Here is a 12,266-nt window from a genome sequence, read left to right on the forward strand (position 1 = left end):
ATAAAGGGCCGTTCGAGAGGAGATTTTCCCGACATGGATACGACGACCACGACCCCCGCCCCGGCCACCACGACGGCCCCCCAGTCCGCCCCGCCCGAGGCCGTGCGTTTGACGGAAGGCGCAATCCAGCAGGTGAAGAAGGTCATCAAGGACCAGGGCTTCGAGGGCTACTTCTTCTCCATCCGCGTCGTGCCGGCCGGCTGCAGCGGCCTCGGCTATGACCTGAACCTGGTCAAGGAGTCGAAGGCCGGCGACAGCGTCTGGGAGCAGGACGGCGTGAAGCTCGCCACCGACGGCATGAGCGCCCAGTACCTGGCCGGCACGGAGATCGACTACGTCTCCGCCATCACTGGCGCGGGCTTCAAGTTCAACAACCCGAACGCGAAGTCCTCCTGCGGCTGCGGCACCTCGTTCACGACCTGAGTTCCCGTCGTGGCGTGACGTGGCTCGCGACGGTCCACGCTTCCTGAGGCGTGGGCGGGTGCTCGCGAGCCGACACGAGGGTGGGTGTGCTGCCCGCCCTCGTGCTTTCCCGTTCCGAGCGGGCCTGCTCAGGCCCCGGCGATGGGCTGCATCACCTTCAACCAGGACTGGTTTTCCTTCTGCCGCGCCAGGCGCTGGGCGCGTCGCGCCTCGGCCTCCCGGAACGACTCGCGCTCGGTGTCCGTCTCCATCAGCAGCGGCGGCACCGGGACGCGGCTGCCGTCCTTGTCGATGGCCACGAAAGTCAGGAGCGCGCTGGTGGTGAGCGTGCGCTCGCCGGTGAGGGGATTCTCCGCGTGCACCGTCACGCCCACTTCCATGGAGGTGCGGAAGGCGGCCAGCACGCGCGAGTGCAAGAGCGCAATCCAGCCGACCTTGATGGGCGCGTGGAAGTGCAGGTCATCCATGGACGCCGTCACCACGACTTGCCGGCAGTGACGCTGGGCGGCCACCGCGCCGCAGATGTCGATCCACTCCATCACCTTCCCGCCGAACGCCGCGTTCAGGTTGTTGGCGTCCGGAGGCAGGATGAGTTGGGTCATCACCACCTCCGTGTCCTTGGCTCGCTTGGGCGTCATGTCCGACATCTCACACCTTCCATGCAGGGACTGGGGGGCGCATGCGTGGCCCCCCGTGCCTCATGCCAGGAAGGTGGAGACGCGGTCCAGGAACTCCTCACGGCCCCGGCCCCGGCGGATGTCCTGGCGGGACACATCCATCACCAGGCACTCCACGCCGTACTTCTCCTGGAGCACCTGGGGGAAGGACGCGTAGTAGCCGTTGAGGCCTCGGAGGAACTGCGGGCGGATGCCCTTCTCTTCCTCGCGGCCGCGGGTGCGGATGCGCTCCAACAACACGTCCACGCTGCCGACCTCGAAGCAGATGACCTTGTCCGGGCGGATGATGTGGCGCGACAGGCGCTGGAAGTACTCGTAGTAGAGGTCCAGCTCCGCGTTCGTCAGGTGCCCCAGGCCGTGCAGGTACTTGGCGAAAATCTCCGGGTCCTCGTACAGCGTGCGGTCCTGCACGCAGCTGCGGCGGTACGAGTGGATGAGCTCGTGGTGCTCCACGCGACGGATGAGGAACTCGAGTTGGAGCGTGAAGGACCAGCGCGACATGTCCGAGTAGTAGTCGCGCAGGAAGCGGTTATCGATGACGGGCTCGTCGAACAGCTCGTAGCCGAAGCTCTGGCTGAGCATCTTCGCCGCCGTCGTCTTGCCCGCGCCGATGTTGCCGGAGAGCGCCACGAAGCGCCGCCCCTTGGGGGCCTTCACCTTCGGCTTCTCCTTCACCGCGTTCTTCGCACGGGGGGCAGCGGCCTCGCTCCGACGGGCTTCGGTGGGAGGCTTCGGGGCGGCGGCCGGAGAGGGGGACGGGCGCGAGCGCGAGGTGGTACGAGGCATGGAACCGGGGCTTAACCCGGCTTGGTAAGGTCGTCCATTCGCTGCCTCAGCAGGTCCGGTCGGTCGGTCATGATTCCGCCGACCCCTTCTTCCAGCAGCCGCTGCATCTCGTCCGGGTCATCCACCGTCCAGACGTTGACCCACTTGCCGCGCGCCGCGCAGTCGCGCAGGAAGTCCGCGTCCACCAGCCGCACCTCGCCGAAGTACAGCGGCATGTCGAGCACGGTGAAGCGCGGGTCCTCCGGCGGCGGCTCTCCGCCGCGCAGCGCGATGACGAGCGCGGCCAGCGCGTCGCGGGGGTAGAAGTGACACGCGTGGGGCAACCGGGCGACCAGCCGCTCGCCCACCGCGTCCTGCTCGCTGCCCATGCACACGCGCTCCACCGCGCCTTCGTCCTCCAGCAGCCGCGCGAAGACCTCCTCGTGTCCGGGCACGTCTGGCTTCAACTCCACGTTGAGGCGCAGCGCCGGAAAGGCGCGCAGCACCTCTCTCAGTGTGGGGATGCGCACGCCCTGGCCCCGGAAGGGAAATGTCCGGCCCTCATCCGGGGTGAATCCATACCCCGCATCCAGCTTCTTCAGCTCCGACAGTGTCTGCCCCGCAAGGGGCCCGAAGCCATCCGTGCAACGCTCCAGTGTGTCGTCGTGCGCCACGATGACTTCGCCGTCCCGCGTCACGTGGACGTCGAGCTCCAGCATGTCCGTGTGGAAGCGCTCCACCGCCTGACGGAAGGCTTCCATCGTGTTCTCTGGGGCGAGTGACGCGCCGCCGCGGTGCGAGATGTGCAGCGTGGGCCGCAGTCCTCGGAGGAAGGCGGGGAGGGCGTTCATGGCTTCCTCGATTTCACGAAGGTGTCACCGGCCTGGCGGGAGTGGCTTCCTTGCCGGCCCCCGCGGGCCGCCGGTATAAGGCCGACATCCTCGGACCGACTGGCGTCGACTTCAACCCTTGGGACGCCGCGACAAGAAATGGAGATACGAGACATGCAACTGCGCAAGACTCTTGGCGCGGCAGCGCTGATCACCGCGGCGGTATTGGCTTCGGTGGCGGGCTGTTCCGGTCGTGACGATGGCGACGACAATCCTGACTCCGGCCCGGGCTGTTCAGGCACGTGCGGCGATGCTGGCACGGACGCTGGCACGGACGGCGGCCCCACGCAGAACTGTCCCGCGCCCGTCAACGGCATGGGCCCCATCGGCAACCTGCGCACCGCTGGTGAGCGTGGCGAGTCGGTCACCCTGGACAACGTGGTGGTGACGGCGGTGAGCAATGTCTCCCGCGGCACCTCGGGTGACTTCATCGCCCGCTTCTGGGTGGTGAACCCCTGCTTCCCGACGGAAGGCATCTACATCGACAAGTTCTACACCGACCTCGTCATGAACTACGAGCCCGTGGTGGGCGACGTGTTGACCATCACCGGCTTCTTCCGCCGCTTCTACCCGAATGGCGACGACAACGTACCCGCCGGGCGTGACGCGTACCGCCCGGTCATCAAGAGCGACTTCCAGCTCAACGTCGCGGGCGTCAGGGGCAAGCTCTCCATCACCAAGCGCGGCTCCGGCCAGATCCTGCCGGACAACGCGGCCCCGGCTAACTTCGGCAACTCCGAGGGCGGCAGCACGAAGCCCAACCCCGAGTTCGCCGGTTCCCGCGTCCACATCCCGGGCCCCCTCACCCTCACCAACGCCAAGCCCACGGCCCTGCGGCAGTACCCGAATGATCCGGAGAACCACAACTACGTGGGCTTCGAGGTGACCGGCGGCGTGCTGGTGGCCAGCTACAAGACGTACCAGGCCTGCGACCTGCGCGCGACGGCCGACGACGGTGGCACGGTGACCTTCCCCAACGGCATCCACGGCGTCTGGGAGACCTTCACCAACACGCCCTGCACGGACGGCGGCACGACGTCCACCGACGGTGGCCCCCCCCGCTTCACCTGCAACACCTACGGCGACGGCGTCATCCCTGGCACGCAGAACGACTACACCTACGTGCTGTACCCCATGACGTGCGACCCGGACATGGTCGGCACGGTCGCGGCGCCGTAGTTCCAGGCCCATCATCCCTTCCGGGATGATCCGCTGATTTCGCCGCCCCTCGCCCGTGTCGGGAGGGGCGGTTTCTTTTTGGACGCGACCCCCAGGTCGGTGTCCGCTACCTGTCGATGTGGGCCCCCGGCTCCCCCAACCGTTTGATTGTGGGTAAGCTCGGGAAAAGTCCAACCTGTCCCACCCTGTCAGACGCCTTGTTCCCTCCGTGAACTCCCCCCAGACGGCCATCCCGTTCGGACAGTACCTGCTGATCAAGCGGCTCGCCGTGGGTGGGATGGCGGAGCTGTTCCTGGCGCACCGTCCGCCGGATCCGGAGCTGGTCGTCCTCAAGCGCATCCTCCCGTACCTGTCGGAGGAGCCCGAGTTCGTTCAGATGTTCCTGGACGAGGCGCGCATCGCCGCGCAGCTCAGCCACCCCAACATCGTGCAGGTGCACGAGCTGGGGAAGGAGGGCGACAACATCTTCATCGCCATGGAGTACGTGGAGGGCGTGGACCTTCGCCGGGTGATGGCGGAGGAGCTGAAGTTCGGCGCCACGGTCCCCTGCGGCGTGGCGGCGCGCATCTGCTCGCTGGTGGCGGCGGGGCTGGACTACGCGCACCAGAGCCGGGGCGTGGATGGCCGTCCGCTGGAGCTCATCCACCGGGACGTCAGTCCGCAGAACGTGATGATTGGCTATGACGGGCGCGTCAAGCTGGTCGACTTCGGCATCGCCAAGGCCGGCGCGTTCATGGAGCGCAGCAAGCCGGGCGTCATCAAGGGCAAGTTCCTCTACCTGGCGCCGGAGCAGGTGTCGCAGGAGCGGTTGGACCACCGCGCGGACATCTTCGCGCTGGGGACCATGCTGTACGAAATCACCACCGGCAAGCAGCCCTTCGCCAAGCCGACGACGGAGGGGATTCTCTACGCCATCCGCTTCGACGACCCGACGGCGCCGCACCTGTTGCGTCCCGACTATCCGCTGGAGCTGTCGCGCATCGTCATGCGGTGCCTGACGAAGGACCGCAACCTGCGCTACCCGCGCGCCGCGGTGGTGCACGAGGAGCTGGAGGCGTTCCTCGACTCGGGCGAGCTGCAGCAGAGCCTGGACGTGTCCGAATACATCGCCCGGCTGATGGGGGAGGAGGAGGAGCGCACCATCCTCCACATCCCCATGGCGAGGCCGGTGGGACGCACCCAGGCCACCGTTCCCCTGGCGGGGAACCGGCTGATGCAGGCGCCGTCCAGGCTGGCCCCGCTGGAGGTCACCGCGCCGACGTTGTCGTCCACCACGCCCATGGCGGAGCCGTCGCCCGGGGCCGTGACGGCGGTGCCCGGGCTCACCGCGCGTCCCACTCCCCGTCGAGTCTCCGCCGAGGCCGTTCCGGCCGCGCGCTACGCGGACGAGCCGGAGCCGGCGACGCAGATGGCGCGCCCACGCGAGCTGCCCACCGGGCATCGTGGTGCCCATGAGGACGCGGACGAGGACATGTCCACCGCAATCCGGACCGCGCCCACCGGATACGTGGTGCCGTCGGAGCTGCAGGACCCGGATGAAGAGGACATGGGGGACGGAGAGTCCACCATTCCGCAGCGGGGGCGGGGCCGCGCGCCTGTCACGCCGCCTCCGGGCCCGCCGGTGCGCCGCTCCAGCACCCAATCGGAGTTCCCTCCCACGCCTCGGTCGCTGTCGGCGGTGGAGCCCCTCACCGCGCCGCCGACCCCGCCGCGCCGCTCGGGCATGTCCCCCTCCGAGCCGCCGCGCGCCGTCGCTCCGCTGGAGCCGCTGCCGTCGCCCCGCGCGGCCGGCTTCGCGGAAGCGCCCGTCGCCAAGACGCCCTCGCCGGTGGAGACCCGCTCCCGTCGCGTGTCGACTCCACCGACGCCCGCCGCCGCGCCGCCCCGCCGGGCCCCGACGCCCGTGCCGCAGGACCCCCGAGACTTCGACATGGGCGAGGCCTCCGGCGACATGACGATGCCCATCCGGCGTCAGTCCATCCTGGACGTGGAGGCGTCGGTGTCGCTCACCACGCCCATGCGACGCATGTCGCCGCTGGACGAGGAGTCCTCGCAGTCGGTGTCGCTCACCACGCCCATGCGGCGCATGTCGTCCGTGGACGTGGAGGCGTCGCTCACCACGCCCATGCGGCGCATGTCGTCGGTGGACGTGGAGGCGTCCCAGTCCGTCTCCATCACCCCGGCGACGGTGAGCCACCGCCATGCCTCCCGGCCGCAGATGCCCGCGTCCCGGGGTGGCAAGGCCGTGGGCGACGAGGACGAGAACTTCCACACCGACTCCAGCATGTCGGCGGCGCACACGAATCCCACGGCTTCGCTCCGCGACGACGGCGAGGACGACGAGTCCACCGCCGGGTACGCCGGCTACGACTACCCCGACACGCGCGCGACCACCGGACGCACGAATCCGCGAGGGCTCCTGCTGGCCATCGTCGGCGGACTCCTGCTGCTGGCGCTGGGGGCCATGTTGCTCTGGGTGCTCTACGGCCGGCTCCGGAGCCCCGTGCCGATGTCGTCTCAGGACCTCTCCCGGAGGGCGCTGGAGGAACAGCAGGTACGGCCGTCGGCTCCGGTGCGGGCCAATACGCCGCCTCCCGCCGTGAATGCCGCGCCCCCAACCGTGGCCCCTCCACCCGCGCCGACGCCGACCGCCCCCGAGGCGGCCGCCCCTCCGTCGCCCGTGCCCTCGACTCCGGACCCGGCAGTGGTGGCGGCTCCCGGCGGCTCGGCGAACGGCGGTTCCGGCCTTCCTCCGCCAGCTCTCTCCCTGGTCGAGGTGCGGTTCGAGGCCCCGGCGAAGACCATCCTTCGCCAGGAGGGGGGCGAGCGGCTGCCCGTCAACCGGCTCCTGGCCCTGCCGCCCGGCCCCATCAAGGTGGCCTACGACTGCCCCGGACGACGCGCACCTCGGGGGGCAATACCCTACCTCATCGAGCAGGCGACCCCGGGGCCGCTCGTGCTCCAGGTCCCCTGCAAGGTCCGGCGCTAGTCCGGACGGGCACTTGCCCGTATGGGCCGTGCTCCCCCCGAATCGGACAAGTGGGACTGGGTGGGCTTGAGTGCCCTTAAGTCGTTGGATTTCCTAGCTTTTCCGAGGCGCGCGCGCATTGCGCATGTCAGACGGGGCCGTAGAATCCGGCGCTCCATGGCGCGCCTCAAGAAGCAGAAAAACATCGTGACGAAGAGGAGTTACACGGCCGGACGGGTAGTGCGACAGCAGCCTGTCGCACCAGAACCGAACCGGCTCGTGAAGGTTTGGAGACGCGTGCTCGAACGCCGCCTCCGCACGCGCTTACGCGCGAAGGTGGCGGTGGAGGTCCACGACAACACGCACACGATGCTGACCTTCCAACGTCACCGGGCGATGTGGCGGCTGCGGCTGCACCACATGTTCCTGGCGGCGCCGGATGACGTCGTGCAGGCCCTGGCCAGCTTCGTGCGCAAAGGGGACCCGGAGGCGAGCACGCTGTTGGACCGCTACATCGAGCGCAACAAGATGTACATCCGGCGGCTGTCTCCGGCGCAGATGCGCAAGCGCATCCGGCTGGAGCCCCTGGGTCAGCACCACGACCTGGAGCGCATCTTCGAACGGCTCAACGAGCGGTACTTCAGCACCCGTCGCATCGATGCGGCCATCACCTACGGCCCGGCGCCTCGGGTGAAGGGGCCCCGCAAGAGCATCAAGATGGGCTCCTACTCGGCGGACTCCAAGGTCATCCGCATCCATCCGGCGTTGGACCAGCCGGTGGTGCCCCGCTACTTCGTGGAGTGGATTGTCTTCCACGAGATGCTCCACCACATCTACCGGACGAGGAAGGGCGACGACGGGCGGCGGTGCATCCACCCGCCGGAGCTCATCGAGCACGAGAAGCGCTTCCACGACTACACGCGGGCCCAGGCCTGGGAGCAGGAGAACCTGGACCTGCTGCTGCGCGCCCGCGTCTCGCCGGACTGAAGGACTCGGCAGGGCCCATCCTCCCCAGGGCTCAGGGGAGGATGAGGCCGCCGGGGCTGCGCCGCTCCTGGGTGGGGGCGGCCTCCGCGGGCGAGGGCGCACTGGCGCCAGGGGCCCCCCCAGCTCGCCGGGCGGCGGCCTCTTCGCGGGCTCCGGCGGCGGCGACCAGACCAACCACCTTCTCGAAGAGATGCTCGGCGAAGCGGGAGAAGGGCTGCGTGGCGCCGTGGAAGAGGCGCCGTGCCTCGCCCCGGGCGACTTCGGCCTCGCGCTTCCTCCCGGTCCGCTCGAAGAAGTCCGCCATTCTCCACAGCCGCAGGGCGTAGCGACGGGACATGTCGGGGGTGAAGTACTCCTGCGTCACCGTGCGCACCGCGCCCTGGAGCTGGTCCTGGCGCTGTACGTCGCTGAGCGCCAGGGGGCTGACCACCACCTCGTCCAACTTCGCGAGCAGGCGCCTGGTGATGGACTCCGGTGGGAGCCACGCTGCCAGCTCCGGTGTCTCGTGCAGCAGGTCTCCGTCGAGCGCGTGGCGGACGTCCTCCGGCTCGGGCGGGGGGAGGGTGGTGGGCTCGAGCTGGGGCTGCACGCCGAAGTGGCGCAGCGCGACATCGAGCCCCTCGGGAAAGGGCGTGTGGGCGCGCAGATTGAGGCCGGCGGCCTCGGCCAGCAGGGCCGCCGCCTCGTGCTGGGGCAGCTCCACCGTGCCGCCCTGCTCCAGTCCGTCCTTGAGGATGCGGCGCCAGATGCTCCGGCTCGCCTCCTGGAGCTGCAACTGGAGGACGCCCTCCTCGTCGGAGATGAGGGCCTGGACCATCTCGATGCCACCCGCGCGCAGCACGCGGCCCATGACGAGGGCCCGCTCACCTCGGCCCGTCACCGTGCTGGCCAGGGCCGGGAGCGCCTCGGGGGAGGGGGAGGGCCGAGGGGCCTCCGGGGGCGCCGTGCGAGGGGGCTCGGCGATGGCGACGCCGCGTGAGCGCAACCGGTACAGCGCCTTCTTGGCGAGCTTGGCCAGGGGCTTCACCGCCGAGGCGGACAGGGCCTCGGGCAGCGCGACCTGGCCGTTGAGCACGGCGGCCTCGAGGAGCGCGGCGGCGAGGGGCTCCGGGAGGGCTTCCACGGAGGCCGGCGTCGCGGTGCCCAGGTCCTTCGCGAGCGCCCGCGCGGACTCCACCGCCTGGACGGGGAGGTCAGGCAGCGAGGTGCCGGCGCGCAGCGCGTCCAGCAGGGAGCGAGGGTCCAGGGCGGAGGATTTCATGCGGGCCTTGTAACGCGCGAAGCGGGTCCCGGGCATCGCTCGGGCCGGCACGCCGCCCACTGGCCCACATTCGTGCGCGGCGCGGCTTCAGCGGCGGCGCACCAGCCAGCTTCGGCCCGACTGGCCCACCACCGTCAGCTCCGTCTGGAGTCGCGCGCCGAACACCTGCGAGGGGTGGACGCCGCGCACCACGAAGGTGTCGTACCAGGCCCCCTGCGTGTCCAGGTCCACGTCCTGCGGGCGCCACTCGGACGGGAAGGTGGGCGGCACCTCGTCGCGATAGCGCAGCGGAGAGTGCGGCGTGGAGGCAAACGTGAAGTTCGGCACGCCTCCGCGCTCGCGGGCCAGCACCGCCGCGGAGTGGATGAACACGGGGAAGCGCACCACGCGCGAGCCCGGGTCGTAGATGAGGCCCATGACGCGAGGCCTCTGGGCGGTGGCCGCCACCAGTCCCTCCCACTCCGTCGCCTCGCGGGAGAAGGCTCGGAAGCCCCGGCCCAGCGTGAAGGCCAGCACCAGCGTGCAGGCCGCGGCGGCCCACTTGAGGGGCAGCCGCCACTCCGGAATCGTCGCGGGCGCGGTGGCCACCAGCAGCGCGGCGGCCAGGTGCGCGTAGCGCGTGTTGAGGTAGTAGACGTAGCCGCGGATATCGAACGGCAGCAGGAAGTAGAGCGCGAGCGCCAGCACCCCCAGCCCCAGCAGCCGCGCGCGTGCCACCGGACCTTGTGTGCCCGTGGGCCCCGGACGCACGAGCGCCGCCACCCAGCCCGCGAGCGCCACCGCGCCCACCGCGTACATCGCCCACCGGTCCGAGCCGTCGCGCAGCGTGTTGGCGAGCACGTCGAACAGCTCCGCGCGGTTCTGCGCGAAGCTCTTCCAGCCCAGGTTCTGCGGGGAGAACGTCGGGCCCCACGCCTTCCAGGGCGCGCCGGGCTGGATGTCCGGCGGCTCGCCGAAGCGCAGCACCACCCAGCCCAGGAACAACGCCACGCCCGGCACCACGCCCAGCAAGGCCGGCACGCGGGGCCGCAGCCGCTGCGCGAGTCCACGAGCGGTGGCGTCCTCAGGCACGGCGGTGGTGAGCAGCAGCCAGGGCAGCCCGAGCGCGAGGAACCCGAAGGCCTGGACATGGAACAGCAGCACCGTGACGAGGCAGACCGCCAGCGCCGCCGTCCAGCCTCGTCGCCGGGGCACGTCCTCCAGCGCCCGCACGAAGAAGCCGCAGCACAACAGCGTCAGCGGCAGGGCCGCGCAGTAGTTGATGAAGCCCCAACCGAAGCTGTCGCCGTACGCGAAGGGCAGGGCGAGCAGCGCGGGCCACGTGGGCCGGCCCAGCGAGCGCAGCAGGAAGCCCAGGCTCAGCGGCAGGCCCACCACGTACGCGGTGAGGAAGACGCGGTTGGCCAGGTCCAGCGGCAACACCCAGTTCAGCGCGCTGACCAGGTAGTAGTAGCCCAGATAGGGCGTCAGCGCGTGTCGTGCCTCGAACAGCTGGGGGTACAACGTGCTCGGGTCATCCAGCCGGTGCAGCACGGAGATGAGGTACAGGTGCTGCGGCAGGTCCACCATGGGCAGGTGGCGCGAAACCCAGAGGGGCAGTGCGCCCAGCACCAGGGCGGCGATGTGAATAAAGCGAGCGTTGGGGTTCGTCACGAGAGGTGCCGGACTGTATGCGCCGCTTTCCTGCCCGGCGAGCAACCGACGCGGGGCGTCTGGAGCAGCGCGTCGGGGTAGACAAAGGTATGGCCGTCGACCTTGGCAGTCGACGGGGGCTGCGCTATAGGCGCCGATGGACGGGAGCCGAGGCCGAGAGTCTCCCGAAGGAGAGCATGCACATGACACGCAACGCGACGATGGTGGCCGCGGGGCTGCTGGCCAGCGGTCTGCTGCTGCTCGCTCCCCGCGCGGCGAGCGCCTGTGAGGCCCACGCCCAGGCGGCACGGGAGAAGTCGGCGGAGGCCCAGAAGCCGTCGCCCGACAGCGCCTCTTCGGAGGCGGCTCCCGCCCCCGAGAAGGCGCGGCCCACGGGCGGTGAGGTGGACCGTCCACTGGACGCGCTCGACTCGCTGATGGCCGCCAAGTGCCAGTGTGGCAGCAAGGCGGACTGCACCTGCAAGAAGGGCTCGTGCGAGTGCTCCAAGTGCCAGAAGCCCAAGCGGCAGGTGATGGACGCGCTGCGCGGCCGTCCCGCCGAGCTGAAGCTGGACGAGGCCCGTCGCTACGACGCCTCCGCCGGCATCTTCATCTGAGCGACTCGGCGGAGCCCTTCTCCGCCTTGAGCACCAGCAGCGGCGGCAGGGCCACGCGCTCGAAGCGCACCAGTCCCGCCGCGCTGGTCGCCGCGCGCAATGTCGCCTCCGCCCGAGGGTGAAGGCCCACGCGGCGGTGCAGGAATCCGGACGCGGAGCCCGGCGGCGCATAGGTGCTCGCCACCCAGCGGCCCCCCGGACGCAGCACCCGCGCCACTTCCAGCATCAGTCGGCCCAGGTCTTCCAGGTAATGCAGCGAGTCGGCCATCAACACCGCGCCGAGCGTGCCGTCGAGGAAGGGGAGCGCGGGGGCCTGTGCCCGGAGGAAGTCCACCGTGGCGCCCGCCTCGCGTGCCTGGGCCACGCCTTCTTCCAGCATGGCGGGGGACAGGTCCTGGCCCGCGACGAGGGGAAAGGCCGGCTCTCGCGCGAGCCGCCTCGCCACCAGGCCCGTGCCGCAGCCCAGGTCCAGCACCGGTCCGTCGGGCGTGCCCAGCAGGCTGCGGTAGAGGAGGTACTCGCTGTCCGTGTCGAGCGGCTGGCGCAAGAGGGCGCGCTGGAGCGCGGGGCGCACATGACGCTCGTAGGAGCGCGCCACCCAGCGACTCTCCAGGCCCCGCTGCAGTCCTCCGGCGGAGCCATGCTCCAGCACGAGGTCAGCGACGCCCTCGGCCACCGGATAGCTGGCGCGGCACTCCGGGCAGCGCAGGGGGCCGAACATCAACACCGGCGTGGGCGCCTCGGGACGGAGGGCGCCTCTGCGGCAGCGAGGGCAACGAAGGAGCTGGACGAGCGCGTGCCGCATGAGCGGCGGAGGCTACCGTCCCCCGTCCGGCGCGAGAACCGCTTTGTATGCCGCGGACCGCT

11 protein-coding genes are annotated in these 12,266 nt (G+C 70.3%); 5 read left to right on the forward strand and 6 right to left on the reverse strand.

What is annotated here, in order from left to right:
* Positions 1-33 precede the first annotated feature (33 nt).
* Positions 34-423: an iron-sulfur cluster assembly accessory protein gene (locus HUA74_RS13720; RefSeq protein ID WP_174454905.1), complete on the forward strand. Its 390-nt coding sequence runs from the start codon at positions 34-36 to the stop codon at positions 421-423.
* A 128-nt stretch (positions 424-551) separates the two neighbouring features.
* Here HUA74_RS13720 and HUA74_RS13725 read toward each other — a convergent pair whose 3' ends face one another.
* From HUA74_RS13725 to HUA74_RS13735, 3 genes are read right to left on the reverse strand one after another with little or no spacing between them, the layout of a single operon-like run.
* Positions 552-1,070: an acyl-CoA thioesterase gene (locus tag HUA74_RS13725; RefSeq protein ID WP_141649209.1), complete on the reverse strand. Its 519-nt coding sequence runs from the start codon at positions 1,068-1,070 to the stop codon at positions 552-554.
* A gap of 51 nt (positions 1,071-1,121) precedes the next feature.
* Entirely contained in the window at positions 1,122-1,886 is a 765-nt protein-coding gene (locus HUA74_RS13730) for a deoxynucleoside kinase (RefSeq protein ID WP_174454906.1), read from the reverse strand.
* Positions 1,887-1,897: 11 nt separating this feature from the next.
* Positions 1,898-2,716 carry a glycerophosphodiester phosphodiesterase gene (locus HUA74_RS13735; protein WP_174454907.1) on the reverse strand — a complete coding sequence of 273 codons (819 nt, stop codon included), beginning with the start codon at positions 2,714-2,716 and terminating at the stop codon, positions 1,898-1,900.
* A 153-nt stretch (positions 2,717-2,869) separates the two neighbouring features.
* Between HUA74_RS13735 and HUA74_RS13740 the strand changes: the two genes are divergently transcribed.
* From HUA74_RS13740 to HUA74_RS13750, 3 genes are all read left to right on the forward strand, one after another.
* Complete coding sequence (locus HUA74_RS13740) at positions 2,870-3,934, forward strand: hypothetical protein (RefSeq protein WP_174454908.1); 1,065 nt, start codon at positions 2,870-2,872, stop codon at positions 3,932-3,934.
* A gap of 208 nt (positions 3,935-4,142) precedes the next feature.
* Complete coding sequence (locus tag HUA74_RS45585; protein WP_371745604.1) at positions 4,143-6,923, forward strand: protein kinase; 2,781 nt, start codon at positions 4,143-4,145, stop codon at positions 6,921-6,923.
* Positions 6,924-7,079: 156 nt separating this feature from the next.
* The gene (locus HUA74_RS13750) at positions 7,080-7,889 is read left to right on the forward strand and encodes a hypothetical protein (RefSeq protein ID WP_141649457.1); all 810 of its coding nucleotides are present in this window, start codon (positions 7,080-7,082) and stop codon (positions 7,887-7,889) included.
* Positions 7,890-7,920: 31 nt separating this feature from the next.
* On the opposite strand, the gene HUA74_RS13755 is transcribed toward HUA74_RS13750, so the two are convergent.
* Positions 7,921-9,150, reverse strand: a complete 1,230-nt coding sequence (locus HUA74_RS13755; RefSeq protein ID WP_174454909.1) for a hypothetical protein — start codon at positions 9,148-9,150, stop codon at positions 7,921-7,923.
* An 87-nt stretch (positions 9,151-9,237) separates the two neighbouring features.
* Complete coding sequence (locus tag HUA74_RS13760) at positions 9,238-10,803, reverse strand: hypothetical protein (RefSeq protein WP_174454910.1); 1,566 nt, start codon at positions 10,801-10,803, stop codon at positions 9,238-9,240.
* A 182-nt stretch (positions 10,804-10,985) separates the two neighbouring features.
* Between HUA74_RS13760 and HUA74_RS13765 the strand changes: the two genes are divergently transcribed.
* Entirely contained in the window at positions 10,986-11,399 is a 414-nt protein-coding gene (locus HUA74_RS13765; protein ID WP_174454911.1) for a metallothionein, read from the forward strand.
* Here the strand turns inward: HUA74_RS13765 and HUA74_RS13770 are convergent.
* Positions 11,392-12,204, reverse strand: coding sequence for a class I SAM-dependent methyltransferase (locus HUA74_RS13770; protein WP_174454912.1), 813 nt, complete (start codon positions 12,202-12,204; stop codon positions 11,392-11,394). The genes HUA74_RS13765 and HUA74_RS13770 overlap by 8 nt on opposite strands.
* Positions 12,205-12,266: the final 62 nt, after the last annotated feature.

This window comes from Myxococcus sp. CA051A (assembly GCF_013336705.1).
GTDB lineage: Bacteria > Myxococcota > Myxococcia > Myxococcales > Myxococcaceae > Myxococcus > Myxococcus llanfairpwllgwyngyllgogerychwyrndrobwllllantysiliogogogochensis.